Below are 18,787 nucleotides of genomic sequence, written 5' to 3'. Positions count from 1 at the left end.
TTCTTAAATATTCTAAAGCCTTATATCCCTTACCACCTCCTCAATAAAGCTTAAATCCTTAATATCTTTACCTACTTGGTTTCAAAGTGTAATGCCCCAGCTTTAATCTCTTCATATCTAAAGCAAGCAACAAAGTGCTCCTCTTCAACCTCAATGAATTGTGGGTCTTCTTGAACACATTGCTCAGTAGCAAAGGGACATCTAACTGAAAATCTACAGCCAGGCTTGGGATTAATTGGTGATACTATTTCTCCCTTTAGGATAATCTTCTTTTTCTTGACCTTGATATTAGTAGAAGGTATAGCTGATAACAAGGCTATTGTATAAGGATGTAGGGGCTGCTTAAATATATCCTTCTTAGGTGCTTTTTCAATTAGCTGACCTAAATACATAACTCCAATATCGTTTGATATATGCTTAACAACTGACAAATCATGAGAAATAAAAATATAGGTTAAGCCAAATTCATTTTGAAGCTCCATCATTAAATTCAATATTTGAGCTTGTACAGAAACGTCTAGTGCGCTTACTGGTTCATCACAAACTATAAATTTTGGATCTATGGCTAATGCTCTGGCTATAACAACACGCTGACGTCTTCCACCATCAAATTCATGTGGGTATAGATTGTAAGCACGCTTTGACAAGCCTACATACTCCATTAGACTTTCAACTCGTTCCTTTCTCTCTTTATCGTTTTTATAGATATTATGCAATCTCAAAGGTTCTTCAATTATCTGTGAGATAGTATACCTCGGATTTAAGGATGCATATGGATCCTGGAAAATTATTTGCATGTTTTTTCTCATTTGACGCATTTCTTCTTTGTTAAAGGTTGTAATATCCATTCCGTCATAGATAATGCTTCCAGAAGTAGGCTCATGTAGGCGAAGAATAACTCTTCCTAAGGTGCTTTTCCCACATCCTGATTCTCCAACAATACCCAAGGTCTCTCCTTCTTTAATCTGTAGGCTAACATTATCAACTGCATGCAAATGTCCATTAGGCACATCAAAATATTTTTTTAAGTTTTTTACTTCCAATAAAGGCCTCATATTTATTGCTCCTTTTCAAATAATGAAAAATGACATTTATAACAGTGTCCTTCTCCCATTACAGGTGGTGAAACCTTCTCGCATATTTCCTGTTTATACTTACATCTAGGATGGAAAAAGCATCCATCCGGCAATGCTGCAGCATTAGGAGTGCTACCTGGAATAGGTATCAGTTTTTCATTATCCTCATCTAGTTTTGGTATTGACTCAAATAATCCTCTAGTATAGGGGTGTTTAGCATTAGTATATACTTCCTCTATCGTTCCTGTTTCTACTATTTCACCAGCATACATAATGGCAACCTTGTCACATGTTTCTGCAACAACACCTAGATCATGGGTTATGAGTATCATAGACATGTTGTATTTTTGTTGAAGCTCTCTTATGATATCCAAAACCTGAGCTTGTATAGTCACATCTAAAGCGGTAGTAGGCTCATCTGCAATTAAAAGCTGAGGGTTACATAAGAGCGCCATAGTAATAACTACTCTTTGCTTCATGCCACCTGAAAACTGATGTGGATAATCATTAAATCTGTCTTCTTTAACTCCTACAACCTTTAATAATTCAATTGCTTGCTGTTTTGCCTCTTCCTTGGTGACTTTTTTATGAGTTAAGATAACCTCTACTAACTGTTCTCCTATAGTCATTATTGGATTGAGAGAAGTCATAGGATCTTGAAATATCATAGATATACCATTACCTCTCATTTGTTGATTCTCTTTATCTGTATTATAAATAAGGTTTTTGCCTTGGAATATTATCTCTCCATCTGTAATAACTCCAGGTGGGTAGGGTACCAATTGCATTATTGACAATGCAGTAGTTGTTTTACCAGCACCTGTTTCACCTACTAATCCCAAGCTCTCTCCTTTTTGTAAGGATAAGTTCAGTCCATTTACCGCCCTAACGGTTTCATCCTCTGTAATATAATGAACATGAAGATTCTTTATTTCTAATATATTATTATCCAAAATTTAACCTCCTTCCTTACTTCAACTTAGGATCTAAAGCATCTCTAAGACCATCACCAAAATAGTTGAAGGCTAAAACTATTAATATAATTGCCAGTCCTGGGAAAATAGCTAAATATGGGCTGGTTTCAAGATAAGCACTTCCAATTTTAAGAATATTTCCCCACTCTGGAATATGTGGCTCTACACCTAATCCTAAATAGCTTAAAGAACTGGTGGAAAGCACGGCTCCTCCTATTCCTAGCGTTGCCCTTACAATAATAGGTGCCAAAGAGTTAGGTATAATATGTTTAAATACAATAGTGAAATCTTTTGCACCACATGCCTTTGCAGCCTCAACAAACTCCTGGTTTGCAATGCTCATAACAGTAGCTCTGACAGTTCTTGCATACATAGGTATGGAACCAATACTTAAGGCTAAAATTAAGTTCATTGTACTGGCGCCAAAAGCTGCAACTATTGCAATAGCTAGAAGTATCCCTGGAACAGCGTAAAGTACGTCCAAAAGTCTCATAATAATATTGTCTGTTCTTTTTCCATAGTAGCCTGATAAAGCACCTAAAATACCTCCTATTACAATAGGAACTAAAGTCGCTATTGTACCTACTACTAGAGAAATTCTAGCTCCAAAAATAATTCTTGTAAATACACATCTACCATAATTATCTGTACCGAAAGGATACTCTAATGAAGGTGACAGAAGTATAGCAGAATAGTTATTGTCAATAGCTATTGAATAATCAAAGGTTAAATAGCTACAAATAGATAATGATATAAGAAGTGTTACTACAAACATACCTAATACAGACATATAGTTTCTAAAGAGCCTTCTTAGGACATCAATCCATTCAATAGATATTTCCTCGTCTTTATGTCTTGCCTTGCTAATAATTATCAAGCCTAAGAGAAATGCAAATAAATTACCTATTCCAATACTGAGAATAAGAGGAATAGCAATGGGTACTAGCTTTTTATCCACATGCTTGCCTTTGACGTACTTTGAAACCATAAACATAGTAAACACATAGAACAAAGTAATACCAAGCAATATGCCCATTCCAATCATAAAAGTATTAGATACATATTCTTTAAATAGATTTAATGATGATACAAGCATAATTGTAAAAGTAGTTAATATTGAATATATACAGAGAGTATACTCAATAGTTTTTTCTTTTTTAATCAATGTAAATCCAGCTATAGCTATAAAAAAATTTCCTGTTAAAGCAAAAGGAATTAAAAAATAGCCAATTAATCTTGTTGAAGATTTAATATCATCATATTTTAATATCTCTTTCCTAATTTTATTAGTAACAAGATATTGAATTATTCCTGATACAAGAAATACTAAAGACACAGCTAAAGATAATTTCTTTATCTGGCCACTTGCTATGTCTACACTTGAAATGAGAATTATTAAAAACAAAAGAAATGATGCTCCCCAAGCAAATGTAGATGTCTTGTATTCTTGAAAACTATTCAATTTTCTTTGTTGGATTCTTTTCTTATATTGTTTATTCTCCATAGTTTCTAACTCTCCTTAATAGGATTTCATTTTGGATTTGATTCTTGGATCCAAAAATGCATACATGATATCAACTATTAAATTAGCTAAGCTTATGATTACTGCGACATAAACTACTCCTGCAAGAACAATAGGTATGTCTGGAACAAACTGCTTGTCCACTATAAAGCTTCCGATACCATTAATATTGAATACTTTTTCTGTAACTGCAGAGCCTCCAAGCATACCACCAAATTGTAATCCTATAACCGTAACAATAGGTATCATTGCATTGCCAAGAATATGCTTTGTTATAACCTTTCTTTCACTTAATCCTTTTGCACGAGCAGTAAAAATATAATCCATGTTCTTAACCTCTAGCATTGAGGATCTTGTCATTCGGGCTACACTGGCAGCCAAAGCTGTTCCTAAAACTATACTTGGCATAATAAGTGTTTTCCAATCACCTACCACAAAAGTAGCAGGCAGCCATTTTAGCTTAATCGAAAAGTTTAATATCATAATTAGTCCTAACCAGAAATTTGGTATTGATAGCCCTAATAGAGCACCAAGCATAAATATATAATCAAATGATGAGTATTGTTTTATTGCAGATATTATTCCTGCAGGTATTGCAATCAAAACTGCTATTATAAGAGAAGCAAATGTCAATTGTAATGTAACAGGAAATTTTCTCATTATTGCTGAGAGAACATCTTCATTTCCTACATAGGATTTACCTAAATCAAATGAAAACAGGCTTTTAAAAGTACCTATTAGCTGTATATGATATGGTTTGTCAAGACCATAAATACTATTGAACTGTGCAACTTGCTCTGGTGTTGCTGTTTGTCCTAATATGTTAGTGGCAGGGTCCATAGGTGACAAATATAGTATTGTAAATACTAACCAAGTAACACCAAATATGACAAAGACCATCATGAAAAGTCTTTCAACAATGTATTTTGCATAAGGATTGCTGAATATTAAAATCAATATATACATTGGAAAAGACAGTATTATTGAAAGGGTAAGAAATAGCTTATTATTAAACATTTCTATAAATGTATTGCAAAAGTTAACATTTTTAACATGTTTTTGTCTAGATATTATATTTAATTCATTATGAATAATTTCATTAAACTTTTTATCTGTAATTTCTTTAACTTGACGTTCAAATTCTTCTGGGCTTAATTCTTTCTTAAAAAATGACAATTTGTTTTTAAGCTGTTCTTGAGCATTATTGTATGTTTCTTCTCTAACCCCTTCTTTTTCAAGCCTCTGATAGATACTTTGTCTTAAAATAGCATAATCATTGTTCCTTTTATTTTTCATATATTTAACTAAAACAAAAGGAAGAGAAAGAAATCCAAATATAAGCAGCAACACTTTATAAAAGGGGCGTTTATACATTTTCTCAAATGTCACTCCGAGACTTTTTATCAACTTATTTACCTCCTTACTATTTCTTCAACTCTTCAATATCTAACGAAGCCTTATCAAAAACTATTTCTTCACCATTATTGATTACTATACAAGGCAATCCAACTCTACCAGCCTTTTTAATTTCTTCAAACTCAGGAGCACTGTCCCTATATTTTAAAAAGGTTTTTAAGTTTAACATATTCTCAGAAATATCTAGATATAAAAATTTAATATTTTCATCTGAAAGAAACTCTTTCATAGGTGCACAGCCTGGTCAATGCTTACTTCCAAAAACAATGATTTTCTTCATACGTATACCTCCCGTGATGTTTTCCATATTATTTTTAATAAGCGTCAATATAGTCTTACTATAATGCAATAATCATGCCACAAAAGAACCCCTGTTATTACCTTATACCCCTTGTCTAAAAGTCTCAATCATGAGACATGTTGCCAATATATAGATGTGTATATATAGTAATTGTATTAGTCGAAGCCGTCAAATCTCATTAATGAGAAAATTCTCATCGTTGAGATTTATGTCTAGCTCCTTGATTTTTCTATAAAGAGTTGCCCTGCTAATATCTAATTCTCTACACACCTGCTGAGTTATATAATCTTTACTATTTGGAAATGAATATCTACTAATTGAGCTGGATATAATTTCTCTTTCTAATTCCTTTAAGCAGTTCCCAAGGGATTTTCCACTTAAATGCTTCGTCAAGCTGCACTTATCGTTATTGGATAAAAGTCTTCTTTCAATTAATTCACTATGAATTATGTCCCTTTGCTCGAAGTTAACTGCATACTCTATTACATTTTGAAGCTCTCTTACATTTCCTGGCCATGGATATTTCAAAAGCATAGATATGGCATCTTGACTTATTCCTCTAATATCCTTCTTTAACATTTCAGAATAATATTTAATGAAATGGTTAGCAATAAATATAATATCATCCTCACGCTTTCTAAGCGGTGGAATATAGAGTGGTATTACATTAAGTCTGTAATATAAATCCTCTCTAAAAAGCCCTTCTTTTACTCTTTGTTTTAAATCCACATTTGAAGCAGCTATTATTTTAATATCAATTTTGTGTATAATGTTGCTTCCAATCCTTGATACTTCCTTATCTTGCAAAATTCTTAAAAGCTTTACCTGTAGGCGATATGGTAATTCACTAATTTCATCTAAAAAAACTGTACCCTTATCAGCAATTTCAAACTTTCCTATTTTATTAGAATAGGCTCCTGTGAATGCACCTTTTTCATAACCGAAAAGCTCACTTTCAAACAATGCATCTGGTATGGCACCGCAGTTAATAGGAACAAAAGCATTGTCTTTTCTCTCACTATGATTGTGTATAGCTCTAGCGAAAAGTTCTTTTCCAGTTCCACTTTCACCTAGAAGCAACACATTTGAATCAGATAATGCTGCTTTTTCTGCAAGAGATTTAACCTCAAGGAAGTTCTCTGACACGCCTAGAATATTGTCAAATTGAAGCCTAACATGATTTTTTTCTATAGACTGCATAACCTGCTTTTTAAAATAGTTAATATTTTGAATAGTCAGCATGACTTCATTAGAAAAACTGTCTGTTTTCAAATAAGTTATAGTCACAAGAAGATTGTATTTTACGCCAAGAATATCAATAGCAATCTCGCATGGATGAGTGCACTCATCATTATCTAGCAAGCTTTGGAGAAGATCATTTTTCCTTATTTCATTTACAAAATTATCCATGTTTTCTATGCCTATTTCATTTAATATTCTAACTAGAGAGTTATTTTTGTATAAAACATTTCCATCCCCATCGTATATTACTACACCTGAATTAATTGTATCTAGTATGCCTTTCATTCTATCGGATAAAACTTTCTTCTCTAGGTTTGACTGATATTCTGAATATTTCCCTTCCAAAAGAAAAGCCATCTTTTCCAGATAATTTAAGTATACATCTTCATTATTAATTACCTGTTTTTTCTGTTCTCCATTGAAGGCAACAATACCTAAGACTCCTATGGTTTTATCCTCCTGCTTAATAGGAACACATATAGTTGCTTGTTCTGCACATGTTGAAAGTCTTGAACAGCCAATAAATAATGAATCTTCTTGACATCTATTTGTAATCACTTGTGCTTTACCAGTAGAAAAGCATCTACCAAATGCTGAATTTTCCTCAATATTATCATTAATTAATGACTTATAGATTCCTGTACCTGCTATACGCTCCATCCATTCATTCATTATTGTTACGTCAATGCCAAGAACAGCCTTTATAGCCTCAGCTACCTTTTGTGACAACTGACGATATTCTATAATGCCGATTTTTTCATAATCCATTAAATTGTCCTCCTTTTACTTGTTTTAACAACTTAAAGATTAGATAAAAATTCAATTGCTCTCCAGTGAAGATATAAACTCTGCCTTAAATAATATTATATATTGTTCTGCTTTTTCTGTATACAAAAACGATTATATTTTTGTTAACAATTTATAGGCTGAATTAAATATTGTATTATATAATACCACAACTAATGATTAAATAACAATGTAATAAGTGCTATTTCGTACTAAATTTATAATAAAAAAGACCAATGGATAATATACCCACTGATCTTATCTAACAATATTTTATTTGCTTTTATCTTGAAATCCCATAATCCCCCCAACCAAGGGAAGACGAAAAATCTCCTCCATGCATAACTGATGTAGAATAGCCTCCTCCAAGGCTAAAGACTCCAATATCAAAAGATGCGTCTGCTGAGGCCTTCCAGTCTATTTCCTTTACATTTCCAGTATTTGCATCAAAGGTCAATGTCAATAAGGTTGAAGCACTGCCCCCAACGCCTTTACCTTTCATTTGTGCTCCTAAGCCGAGACCTACTGTACCAGTATCCTCTACCCAATTGTAGCCAATCTCTCCTGCTGCTATGAGTGCACCTGCCATAGATATATTTGTTGGAGACACTGATATGCTAATGGGACCGAAGCTTTTTGAAAATGTTGTATCTCCTAGTAATGCTTGCAAAGCCCTAACTGGAACAGGTATTTTTTGATATGCCTTTTCCGCTTCTGCTTTGGCAATAGCCTCTTTTTGAGCTTCTTCTGCCTGCTTTTCAATCTTTGATTGCTCTGCATTCAATTCTTCCCATTCCATGGTTGTAGCATCTTCCCAGCTTCCAAAGCCATTTAAGTTAGCTGCTAAATACATATAGCTCGTGGCAATGTGAACAGTGTATTCACTTAATTCATAATACTTATAATTCCTTGTCTGCTCATCCTCAATAAAGCGTATAAGAGGAGCACATTCCTCCCACATTTTCATCAAAGTATTCATTGCCTTAGGATATTTAGGGAATATTTCTCCTGTTAAATCTGCAAAGCCAGTTTGCCTAAGTTCATTACGTTTACGAGAATATTCGTTCCTTATTTTGCTGATCTCTTTCGCTATAATTGCTGCTTCATATTCATCAGCATTATTAAGCTTTGCAGATAAAGGCTCTATCTCTGCATCTTCCTGTTCGAATAAACTATTAGCTTTTTCATAAAATAGTTGCTTTTTATTCCAATCAAGCTCTTGAGCCTTATTTAATTCATGATCCAGATATAGCATATAATACGTAGTTCTTAGTTGAAGTAGCATTTGATTGTTCACAGCTATGGAGTTTTTTACTGATTCAATTTGGGAATAATCATAGCCTGGAAATAAATCTATATTAGGAGCAACTGAATTTAAATATTTTTTTATTTCTTCTAGAGCCGATAAATCTCCTTTTCCTAACCGCTCAGCTAGTTCCTCCATTATGCTACTATCAATTTCTTCAGTCTGTGAATATAGTTTTTCATCTATGGCCTGTTTTTTTTCAGACACTTCCTCTCTCCATTTTTCCAGGCTGTTTATTATACTAAAATAATAATCCTCTGCAGCAATGCTATACTGCTTAGAGTAAAGCTCATAAGAGGTTACACCAGCAACATAGGGCTGAGTATTGATTTTAAATATTACATCGTCCTTAGGTAAGCTATTCATTTTCTTGCGAATAGCAGTAGCAATATCTGGGCTTAGTTCTTCAAAATAGTCCGCAGTAGTAAATACCTCTATTTTACTTAATTGATCAATAGCTTCCTTTGCAACGTCTCCAGAGATATATCCCTGTTCTCCTACTTTCTTGGTTACAGTCTCTATTTCTTCTACTTTTTGATCAACCTTTTTATAAAAAGCAACTCCTTTTGAAGCTTTTACTATCCATTCTAGCCATTTATCTCTATCTCCCTTGGCATAATAATAATTTGCCATACCTGTACAGGCTAAGCTACTTTCATTATCAATAGAATAAGCCTTTTCAAATAAACCTTTAGCGTAATTTAGCATTTGAGCCTTAGTCATATCTCCAGAAAAATAAGGCGTACTAACTACATCCACATCTTCTCCAGCCATTTCCATAAATATATTTCCTAGATTTATGTATGATTCTATCCTCTCTGGCTCTATGGCAATAGAATAAAGGTACAAGGCTGCACTATCTTCTAAGGGGTAAAGCCCCTCGATTTCAAATACACTTTTGTCATTATTCTCTATTGCAAGACGAATGGAAGCAGCTAAGTTATGTACAGCAAATGCAGAATCAGGTGCATATGCAAAAGCCAATGCACTACTCGATATGGAGAAATAAGGCATAGACATGGTGATTGCTGCTGATGCTGAAAGCTCGCTTAACTCATGACTTTTTGCTTTGTCTAATGTTTTTCCCTTAAAATCTGGATTTAATGGTAGCTTTAACTTTAGATCTCCAGTATTATTTTCTATTTTAGGATAGGATAGATCATAATAAAGCTTTGCTAAGGTTAGCATCTGAGTGCTTACCTTTCCTATGTTTTTAGAATCTATATTGATTATTTCAAAAATGTTTTCAAGGTCTTGCTCTTTTTCTCCCCTTGTAGCTTCAAGGATTTTTTTTATATCCTCCTTTTCTGGCAGAATATTTTTAACTGCTTGGCATCCAGTCATTATAAGCATGGATAAAATTAGAATTAACGCAGTAAGAGTTTTAAAAGCTTTATTGTTCATAATATCCCTCCAAAATAATATTTAAAAATATTATGAAAATAACCTTAGACATAGAGACTAAGGCTAATTTTATAATAGTTTCTAGATAATGATTCAAAATAGCTACTTTAGCTGTAAAAGATTTCATATGTGCTATCACCATTATATATACATAAAAGCACAAAACTTTATTAAAATTATCTTTATTATTTAAAATTACAATCTTAATATTTCAATAAATATTATTTCTTATATCTTAATTTGTCGTATCTATGCAATATAGTGAGCATACGTTCTAAGGTTAAAGGCTCTTTAAGCAGACTACCATCTGTAATATTTACATCTGGACTTGTTGCCCAATCAACAGCATCCTTTGCCCATGGACTAATAAATAGCTGCTCTAGTTCATAAGAAACTATATCCTTAAACCTGTACCACTCTTCCCAGTTGTTGTCTGAAAATATTTTAGGACAATGCTTGCCACTCCAGTCATAATGTCTTTTTAACCGCTCAACTCCCCAGCCATTTTCATAAAGTATTTTAGCAGCTAATTTAGCTGCATTTCCCACAGTCTTTTTCCTGTTACCGCTCTCACATATTTCTATAGATATAGATTCTCTGTTGCCCTTTCCATTTTTCCCATCTCCAGCATGCCAAGCCATCTCAGATGTGGGTATAGCCTCTATAGCAACATTTTCATCTACTACAATATGCCAGCTAGCAGTTTTAGTGTTTTCGGGATTAGTTAGCCAATTTCTCTCGTTTATAGCAGTACTGCTTGGATTCCCAGTACTGTGTATAGTTAAATAACTAGGCTCCATAGCCACTCCTGGTCTTTTGTTGTAGGCTGTATCTTTTGGGATATGTTGAATTTGATATAACATAATATCGCCTCCCTTTATTTATATATTATATAATATAATACAAAGTGTGACAAACATATGTTCGGTATGCTTGTATATTATTCTACATAAAAATAAAGATTCAGGAATCCCCGAATCTTTATTTTTTATAATTTATACTAAGCTATAATGTAATAATCTCAAAGCCTTCTTTAATATAGTCATACATTGCAGGATGCCCTTGCAAATCTCCGTTTAATGGAATACCACAGGCTTCATTATACTCTAAAACTCCCATTTTAGCAGAGCAAGCCTTACATATACAGTCAAACAGATTTAACTCCTTAGCTTTTTTGTAAAGCTTATTGTTTGACTCTTCAAGCTCTTTAATCAGCTTAACTGCTTCACCCTCCATAATAATTTTAGCTTCAATACCCTTTTCATGAAGGTCTAAAGCATTTAATAGTATGTGCATAAAACACATCTGTTCTCCCTTAAAAGCGAAAAAAGCAATTTTTTTCATTTTCTCAGCCTCCTTATTGTATTTTATTCTATGGTAAGAAGGGTTTTTCCTGCTTTTATTTTATTAAAATAGAAGACGAAAACAAAAAACTCCAACCTTGAACCAATAATTCCTTATAGCTGGAGTTTCCCATATTAATTCGTTATCTTTAAATATTAATAAGCTAAGTACTTGAAAATGCATGACTTAAAATTAAGTATTAAAAAGCTTTTTCTAAATCGCCCTCCCATATTGCATTTTCTACTCCGTTCACGCTTAAAATTTCATCAAAAAAACTTCTGCTTAAAAATTTAGAGGGAAGCTTCACCGTAAATCTAATTTCTATCAAATAATCTCCATTTTCTACAATATTATCTTCGCTATTAACCTTAATTTCATTAATGATAATATTATTTTTACCTAATATATGTCCTATGTCACCTATTAATCCAGCTCGCTCTTTGCAATGCACTATTAATAGTTTATTCGGACCTTTAGATAATTTATTTTGTATAAAAACCAAGCCTCTCAAGGTAAATAAAACTATTATAGTAGTTGCAATTCCTCCTATATAATAACCATTTCCTATAGCTAATCCAATACCCCCACAAACCCATATACTTGCAGCAGTAGTTAAACCTCGAATATTGTTCCCCGTTCTTAAAATAGTTCCTGCTCCTAGAAATCCAATCCCACTAACTACTTGTGCTGCTAATCTAGCAGGTTCTCCCCCGTTGTTATTGGCCCCAAGTCCTTGAAAACCATACATAGATATTAGCATAATAAGGGTAGAGCCTAAAGTAACTAATATGTGGGTTCTAAGTCCAGCAGAGCTATGGTTAGCCTCTCTTTCCATACCAACAATACCTCCTGCTAGAGCTGATAAAACTAATCTTAGTATAACTTCCCCATTACTTATCAATAATCTCTACCTCCTTTATATTGCTTATCTTTGAAATGCTCTATCCTTGAACCAGATAATCTTTTAAATAATCCTCATGCTTATAATTTCCATACATACTCCTAGAAGCTATTACATCTACACCTGTATCAAGAATATTTTTTATTATAATCTGTCCTGCTTTTATTGGTGCTTTAACCTCCACTCCGTTAATTATCTCCATTGCACGCTCAATTTGATACTTAGGAATTGCTCCCGATGTTTTAACTGGGAGCCTGTTTAAAGGGGCATCATATATAATAACAGTTGTTGTCAATACCCTTGTAGGATTAGTCATTTCTTTAATGCCATAATCTGCCCCTCTAAAGCATTTATTCCCTTCAACAGTGTATCCTGTTTGACTTCCTTCATTTTTAATAACCTTTAACTTACAACCTAAAGGGCAAACAATACAAACCATATCTTTAGCTTCCATGGTTATGCCTCCTCCTTAACAACTTCTATACAAATTTCATCACTAGCCTGTAGATTAATTTTATTTAAATCTAATTTTATAGTTTCCATTTCTCCAGGTGCAACATGCTTTCTTTTTACCTCTTCAATTACTTTTTCATTGCTTCTTATAACAAGTTTTATATCTTTGTATATATTATCTACACGCATCATTAGCTCAACTACTTGATCTATATTATCTAATCTTATTTGATGAGGAACCACATATCGTACTCCATTTATCCCCTTAACTTTTATGGTTTTACAATTGCTTTCTATCTGCCCTTTAATGTATTTAGCGGCACTTCTTCCAGCTTTTTGACTTTCTTCTGTGACCCAATCCACTAAATCATGAACATGAACCACATTGCCACAGGCAAAAATTCCTTCAACAGATGTTTCCATGGATTCGTTTACAATTGGACCTCCAGTAATATTGTGAAGCTCTATTCCTGCTGATTTTGAAAGCTCATTCTCAGGAATCAGTCCTACAGATAATAGTAAAGTATCGCATTCAAACTTCTTTTCTGTCCCCTTAATTGGTTTAAGCCTATGGTCAACCTGAGCAATGGTCACAGACTCTACTCTATCATGTCCTTCTATATCTACTACTGTATGACTTAAGTAAAGAGGGATATTAAAATCCTCTAAGCATTGAACTATATTTCTTGTTAATCCTCCTGAATATGGCATTAATTCAGCAACAGCTAATACATTAGCTCCTTCAAGAGTTAAACGTCTTGCCATAATTAGTCCTATATCTCCTGAACCAAGAATAACAATTCTTTTCCCAATCATATAACCTTCCATATTAACAAATCTCTGAGCTGTTCCAGCTGTCAAAACTCCTGCTGGTCTAGTTCCCGGTATTCTGATAGCCCCTCTAGTTCTTTCTCTACAACCCATGGCTAGTATTATAGCCTTAGCTTGAATATTAAGTATGCCATCTGTTGAGTTCATAGCTGTAATAACTTTATTGTCTGAAACTTCTAGAGCCATTGTATCTAATTTATATTCTATACCCATAGTAATGAGCTCTTTAATAAACCTTTCTGCATACTCTGGACCCGTAAGCTCCTCTTTGAAAACCTGGAGTCCAAACCCATTATGAATGCATTGCTGTAATATACCACCTAATTCTCTATCTCTCTCTATTACTAATATATTTTTTACTCCATTTTTTCGTGCTTCTATAGCAGCCGCTAACCCTGCAGGTCCTCCACCGATTACTACAATATCATAGTATAACAACATGCTCCCTCCTACTCTTCTAGATTTTTATACTACTTGGTCTTTCCAGTTAATATATGAGAAGCCTGACTATCCTTTACAACCTCTGTAATATCTATCTCAAGTTCTCTTGCAAGAATTTCCATTACCCTTGGAGCACAGAATCCACCTTGGCATCTTCCAGAGCCTGGCCTTGCTCTCCTCTTTACTCCATCCACTGTTGTTGCTCCTGCTTTTCTTTTGATAACATCTACGATTTCTCCTTCCGTAATATGCTCACAGCGGCAGATAATTCTTCCAAAGCTAGGATCCTTTTCAATAAGCTTGGCTTTCTCAGAATCAGACAATTCCATGAAGTGAATATTAGGTTTTCTATTAGGATTAAAATCTTTTTTTAGCTCTATATTATCTATTCTTCTTTTCACTAGCTCTATAACATATTCTGCAATGGCAGGAGCTGCTGTAAGTCCCGGAGAATCAATTCCTGCTACATTAAAGAATCCAACAGACTCCTCTGATTCTTCAATAATAAAATCCTGTGTTTTAGTCTTTGCTCTTAAGCCAATAAAGGAAGTAATAACATTTTGAAAGCCTATTCCCTTCAATGTTTGCTGAGCATGTTCATTGATAGAATTTAGTCCTTCAAGTGTGGTAGCAAAATTAGTTTTTCCATCTACATATTCTGATGTTGGACCAATAAGTAGGTTACCATGGACCGTAGGCATAATTACTACTCCCTTACCCGCTTCTGAAGGACATCCAAAAACTACTGTATTGACCATATTTCCTACTGATTTATCAAATAAATTATACTCTCCTCGATTAGGTAATATCTCGAAGCTAGGACTATTTACCATATTATTGATATCATCAGAATGAATCCCAGCACAATTAATAATCATTTTACTTTCTATCTTTCTATCTCCAGCTGTGATACAGTAGCCATCTGCTGTTTTTTTAATGTCAGTTACTGGACTATTAAGCATCAATTCTACTCCGTTTTCCAATGCATTTTCAGCTAAAGCAATGGCTAATTCCCATGGCCCAACTATTCCACCTGTTTTTGCATATAGGGCTCCTACTATTTCTTCACTTAAATTATTTTCAAGCTTTAACACACTAGCCTTGTCCAATATTTCCAAATGAGGGACACCATTTTTTATTCCTCTATGGAATAGCTCTTTTACTGTTTTCATCTCCTGTTCGTTAAAGGCAACAACTAAAGAGCCTATTCTTTTAAAAGGAACATGTAATTCTTTACATACATCTTCATAAAGTTCGTTTCCCCTTACATTTAATTTAGCTTTTAATGTTCCTTCTGCAGCATCATAGCCTGCATGAACTATAGCGCTATTTGCTTTTGTAGTTCCATTAGCTATATCATTTTCTTTATCGATTAATAGCACTCTTAGATCATATCTTGAAAGCTCTCTAGCTATAAATGTACCTATTATACCTGCTCCAACGATTGTGATATCATGCATTTTTTATTCCTCCCTTATAAAATCTTATAGTCCATACACACGAAAATCTTAGAGTTTTTAAAAAGATAAAAAAAACCGTGTAAACATAACCTATTTAAAATAGATTTAGTTCCACGGCTCTCCTATTCTCAGCCAAAAAATATTTTTTTGTAATTATAGCATCATATTATTTGTGCTATAGCTCCCATAAATCCTTTTTACTGGTGGATGCTCCTATTGCTCCTGCCTTTAGAGCCTCCATTATATCCTGTTTGTTACTTATTAAGCCTCCAGCTATAACAGGTATAGACAGTTGACTAGTCATACGATATATTATCCCTGGCATAACCCCAGGCATAATCTCAATCATGTCTGGCTTTATAGATTTCACACTTTTTATAGTCATTTCAAATGACTTATTATCAATCAAAAAGAATCTCTGTATTGTGAAAGCTCCTTTTTCTCTAGCAATCTTTATATGACTACTTTTTGTACTAATTATACCATCTGGTTGAATAACTTGGATAATGTAATCAATAGCTTTGGCATCTTTTCCTATTCCTTCGAGAAAATCAATATGGATAAAAGCGTTTTTACCTGCATTTTTAATTTTATGAACCAATGATTTGGCATTAAAAATATCAGCACAAAGCAAGAATATAGTAGATACTCGAGAATTGATTGCAGGTTCTAGGTCCTCTTCACTTTGAACAGCCGCAATGACCGGATTCAATTCAACCTTATCAATTAATGTTTCATTCATACTATCATTCCTTAATTTTAATAAGTGAATTCACTTTTTGTATGCAGTTCTAGCTTATAATAATTCTATCATATCTTTTACAGAATTAAACACATAATCTGCTCTGATTTCACTATTTTTATAGTCCTCTTCCTTAGTTTCACCAGAATAAACTAATACAGAAGCTATACCTGCATTTTCTCCAGTCTTAATATCTGTATATAATCGATCTCCTACCATTACCATATCTTCTTTATTTAAACCGTATTTTAAAGCAATGCTTTCTACTACCTCTTTATTTGGTTTACCTATTACTTTTGGGGTCTTTCCAGTAGAAGCTTCGATAAAGGCAGCCATTGCACCTGCATCCGGCATAAATTTATCATTAGGCAAAGGACAATTAAAGTCTGGATGTGTAGCTATATACTCTACTCCCTCAGATATATATTCACATGCAGCCCATAATTTCTCATAAGTCAATGTAGTATCGAATCCCAAAACTACATAATCTATATTTTTATGTCTTTCCTTTTCTAAAATAAAGCCTTCTCTTATAAACTCTTCTTCTAATGCCTCAGTTCCTAATAGAAAAATTTTAGCGCCCTCTTTTTGTTTTTTTAAGTACATAGTAGTGGCTTCTCCTGAAGTAAATACCTCTTCTGCTGAAGCCTGTATACCTAAATTATTAAGCTTATCCACATATGTTTCTTTGTTTTTTGATGAATTGTTTGTAAGAAAAATATATCTTTTTCCTTTTTGATTTATAGTTTCTAGAAATCGTTTTGAGCCATCTATTAATTCATCTCCAAGATAGATAGTCCCATCCATATCTAGTAAAAACACAGTTTTCCCTTTTAAAGTCTCCAATTTTTTCCCCCTTTACCTTACTTAATAGCTCGTTGTAAAACTCTACAACTCGCATAAACACTACATCTTTATTATATTGAAATGGCTGGATTCCCCCATTTTGGGTATATATACATTGACAAGATGTGTATAACTCAAAATCAATTAAGAAAGGAGAATCCTATGCCAATTTCAGCTAAACAATTAAACCTTTGTGATATTTCCACTGACTTTGATAAGTTTTATAATCAAAATCAAAACAATTTGCTTGATTTGTTAAACGAATTTATTAATATTAGTGATTTTATTCCATTTTCTTTTTACCAAAAGTATTATTCTCATTTTGGTAGAAAGAGAGATTTCTCTTTAGAATCCATGATTTATGCTTTTATACTTAAAAACATTTTATCTATTCCCTCTATTGACCTATTGATTACATTACTTAATATTTCCTCTGAAATGCGTCAATTTTGTGGATTCCTTAAAGTTCCTCATAAGTCTCAGTTCTCACGATTTAAAGATAATTTCTTAGATAGTTTAAATGATTTATTCAACAATCTAGTAGATGTAACTGAGGACTTCTGTAAGGAAGTTAATCCTTTTTTAGCCTCTATCTTAATTACTGATACCACAGGTTTTGAGGCTTATGTTACTGAGAATAATCCTAAATTCTATCAATCCCAACTACGTAAAGCTAAAACATATGCTAAGATTTTTACAAAAGATAATCCTGATTCAACTTTTGATATTGAAAAATATGCTCAAGGTCAAATGCCTAAGTTCGCTTCATCCAATTCTGATGCTAAGCTTACTTATCTTAATGGCCATTTCGGCTACTTTCAAAAATGTGTTATTTCAACTAATGCACTTGGTGTTGTTAGGAATGTTAACTTCTATGATGTCAATAACAATCTTGACCAAGATCTAAGACCCCAAGATATTAAAGATACTTATGATGCTAAATCTTTGATCCCCACTCTAGAAACTTTTTTTCAACTGCATCCCAGTTTTTCATATAAATATTTCTTAGGGGATGCTGGATTTGATGCTGATGATAACTATGCTTATCTCCACCAAAAAAACATTATGCCTATTATCTCCTTAAATCCACGCAATTCTCCCAATATACCTCAACCTGGATTTAACGAGATAGGAGTTCCACTTTGTCCATACGATTCTTCTTTGCCTATGGTTTATGACGGCATTACTCGTGAAAAAGGTAGGGCTGATAGAATAAAGTATATTTGTCCAAAGGCATTAAAAATTTGTTCTAATGGGACAACTACCTATTCTCTTAAATGTGAAAGTCCTTGTACTTCATCCAAAATGGGTCGAGTTAAACAAATTACTATACACCATAATTACAGATTTAATACCTCAATGCCCCGTGATAGCTTGAAGTGGCAACTATTATTCAAGTTAAGAACCATTTGTGAAAGATCAATTTGCCAAATTAAAAATTTCATACAAATCAAATCATCCAGAGTTAGAAATACAGTATCTCTAAAATCAGATATTTTACTCGCTTGCATTTCACAGTTAATTGCTTTTATACTTATGTTTAAGACTAAAAACTATGATAATCCACTTGCTATCAAATCTTTAATAGCTTAGTTTTAATCAACTGAATATTAAATTTAAAAGGTTGAGTTAAACCTTTGTTTTCCTATGCCTTTTATCTGTTGGTAATTTGATATCCTTAATAGATTTTATCTAATTCCTGTGGATAATTCTCAATTTCCATTCTGCAACTATCTATTTTT

16 protein-coding genes are annotated in these 18,787 nt (G+C 33.2%); 1 reads left to right on the top strand and 15 read right to left on the bottom strand.

Features of this window, described 5'->3' with window-relative positions:
- Window positions 1–71: 71 nt before the first annotated feature.
- The 15 genes from BLV37_RS07810 to BLV37_RS07740 form a co-directional block, all read right to left on the bottom strand.
- Entirely contained in the window at window positions 72–1,055 is a 984-nt protein-coding gene (locus BLV37_RS07810) for an ABC transporter ATP-binding protein (RefSeq protein WP_091729655.1), read from the bottom strand.
- Between the two features lie 2 nt (window positions 1,056–1,057).
- On the bottom strand, window positions 1,058–2,029 hold the full coding sequence (locus BLV37_RS07805) for an ABC transporter ATP-binding protein (protein WP_091729653.1): 972 nt from the start codon (window positions 2,027–2,029) through the stop codon (window positions 1,058–1,060).
- A 16-nt stretch (window positions 2,030–2,045) separates the two neighbouring features.
- Window positions 2,046–3,554 carry an ABC transporter permease gene (locus tag BLV37_RS15320; RefSeq protein ID WP_091729650.1) on the bottom strand — a complete coding sequence of 503 codons (1,509 nt, stop codon included), beginning with the start codon at window positions 3,552–3,554 and terminating at the stop codon, window positions 2,046–2,048.
- Window positions 3,555–3,569: 15 nt separating this feature from the next.
- Entirely contained in the window at window positions 3,570–4,979 is a 1,410-nt protein-coding gene (locus BLV37_RS07795; RefSeq protein ID WP_244270499.1) for an ABC transporter permease, read from the bottom strand.
- 16 nt (window positions 4,980–4,995) lie between these two features.
- Window positions 4,996–5,217 carry a hypothetical protein gene (locus BLV37_RS07790; protein WP_208975229.1) on the bottom strand — a complete coding sequence of 74 codons (222 nt, stop codon included), beginning with the start codon at window positions 5,215–5,217 and terminating at the stop codon, window positions 4,996–4,998.
- A gap of 240 nt (window positions 5,218–5,457) precedes the next feature.
- Window positions 5,458–7,299 carry a sigma-54-dependent Fis family transcriptional regulator gene (locus BLV37_RS07785; RefSeq protein ID WP_091729644.1) on the bottom strand — a complete coding sequence of 614 codons (1,842 nt, stop codon included), beginning with the start codon at window positions 7,297–7,299 and terminating at the stop codon, window positions 5,458–5,460.
- Between the two features lie 301 nt (window positions 7,300–7,600).
- On the bottom strand, window positions 7,601–10,027 hold the full coding sequence (locus BLV37_RS07780; protein ID WP_091729641.1) for a hypothetical protein: 2,427 nt from the start codon (window positions 10,025–10,027) through the stop codon (window positions 7,601–7,603).
- 221 nt (window positions 10,028–10,248) lie between these two features.
- Window positions 10,249–10,890 (bottom strand): peptidoglycan recognition protein family protein, encoded by a 642-nt coding sequence (locus BLV37_RS07775; protein WP_091729639.1) that lies wholly within the window; start codon window positions 10,888–10,890, stop codon window positions 10,249–10,251.
- 142 nt (window positions 10,891–11,032) lie between these two features.
- Complete coding sequence (locus tag BLV37_RS07770) at window positions 11,033–11,371, bottom strand: cytoplasmic protein (RefSeq protein WP_091729636.1); 339 nt, start codon at window positions 11,369–11,371, stop codon at window positions 11,033–11,035.
- Between the two features lie 199 nt (window positions 11,372–11,570).
- A complete protein-coding gene (locus BLV37_RS07765; protein ID WP_091729634.1) occupies window positions 11,571–12,272 on the bottom strand; it encodes an MgtC/SapB family protein in 702 nt (233 codons plus the stop codon).
- A gap of 40 nt (window positions 12,273–12,312) precedes the next feature.
- Entirely contained in the window at window positions 12,313–12,726 is a 414-nt protein-coding gene (locus BLV37_RS07760) for a DUF1667 domain-containing protein (protein ID WP_091729631.1), read from the bottom strand.
- 2 nt (window positions 12,727–12,728) lie between these two features.
- A complete protein-coding gene (locus BLV37_RS07755; protein ID WP_091729629.1) occupies window positions 12,729–13,997 on the bottom strand; it encodes an NAD(P)/FAD-dependent oxidoreductase in 1,269 nt (422 codons plus the stop codon).
- A gap of 29 nt (window positions 13,998–14,026) precedes the next feature.
- Entirely contained in the window at window positions 14,027–15,457 is a 1,431-nt protein-coding gene (locus BLV37_RS07750) for an NAD(P)/FAD-dependent oxidoreductase (RefSeq protein ID WP_091729626.1), read from the bottom strand.
- 175 nt (window positions 15,458–15,632) lie between these two features.
- Window positions 15,633–16,199, bottom strand: a complete 567-nt coding sequence (locus tag BLV37_RS07745; protein ID WP_091729624.1) for a glycerol-3-phosphate responsive antiterminator — start codon at window positions 16,197–16,199, stop codon at window positions 15,633–15,635.
- Between the two features lie 54 nt (window positions 16,200–16,253).
- Window positions 16,254–17,045, bottom strand: coding sequence for an HAD-IIA family hydrolase (locus BLV37_RS07740; protein ID WP_091729622.1), 792 nt, complete (start codon window positions 17,043–17,045; stop codon window positions 16,254–16,256).
- Between the two features lie 162 nt (window positions 17,046–17,207).
- Here BLV37_RS07740 and BLV37_RS07735 point away from each other — a divergent pair, with 162 nt between their 5' ends.
- Window positions 17,208–18,638 (top strand): transposase, encoded by a 1,431-nt coding sequence (locus BLV37_RS07735; protein WP_091729620.1) that lies wholly within the window; start codon window positions 17,208–17,210, stop codon window positions 18,636–18,638.
- Window positions 18,639–18,787: the final 149 nt, after the last annotated feature.

Origin of the sequence: Proteiniborus ethanoligenes, from assembly GCF_900107485.1 — a bacterium.
Classification (GTDB): domain Bacteria; phylum Bacillota; class Clostridia; order Tissierellales; family Proteiniboraceae; genus Proteiniborus; species Proteiniborus ethanoligenes.
Note: the sequence above shows the minus strand (reverse complement) of the source record. Positions and strands in the feature narration are given on the sequence as shown.

Bases quoted from the DNA above. Each gene is read 5' to 3' on its own strand.
- BLV37_RS07780 (WP_091729641.1), bottom strand. From the start codon at position 10,027: ATGAACAATAAAGCTTTTAAAACTCTTACTGCGTTAATTCTAATTTTA.
- BLV37_RS07790 (WP_208975229.1), bottom strand. From the start codon at position 5,217: ATGAAAGAGTTTCTTTCAGATGAAAATATTAAATTTTTATATCTAGAT.
- BLV37_RS07745 (WP_091729624.1), bottom strand. From the start codon at position 16,199: ATGAATGAAACATTAATTGATAAGGTTGAATTGAATCCGGTCATTGCG.
- BLV37_RS15320 (WP_091729650.1), bottom strand. From the start codon at position 3,554: ATGGAGAATAAACAATATAAGAAAAGAATCCAACAAAGAAAATTGAAT.
- BLV37_RS07755 (WP_091729629.1), bottom strand. From the start codon at position 13,997: ATGTTGTTATACTATGATATTGTAGTAATCGGTGGAGGACCTGCAGGG.
- BLV37_RS07775 (WP_091729639.1), bottom strand. From the start codon at position 10,890: ATGTTATATCAAATTCAACATATCCCAAAAGATACAGCCTACAACAAA.
- BLV37_RS07760 (WP_091729631.1), bottom strand. From the start codon at position 12,726: ATGGAAGCTAAAGATATGGTTTGTATTGTTTGCCCTTTAGGTTGTAAG.
- BLV37_RS07785 (WP_091729644.1), bottom strand. From the start codon at position 7,299: ATGGATTATGAAAAAATCGGCATTATAGAATATCGTCAGTTGTCACAA.
- BLV37_RS07770 (WP_091729636.1), bottom strand. From the start codon at position 11,371: ATGAAAAAAATTGCTTTTTTCGCTTTTAAGGGAGAACAGATGTGTTTT.
- BLV37_RS07750 (WP_091729626.1), bottom strand. From the start codon at position 15,457: ATGCATGATATCACAATCGTTGGAGCAGGTATAATAGGTACATTTATA.
- BLV37_RS07810 (WP_091729655.1), bottom strand. From the start codon at position 1,055: ATGAGGCCTTTATTGGAAGTAAAAAACTTAAAAAAATATTTTGATGTG.
- BLV37_RS07735 (WP_091729620.1), top strand. From the start codon at position 17,208: ATGCCAATTTCAGCTAAACAATTAAACCTTTGTGATATTTCCACTGAC.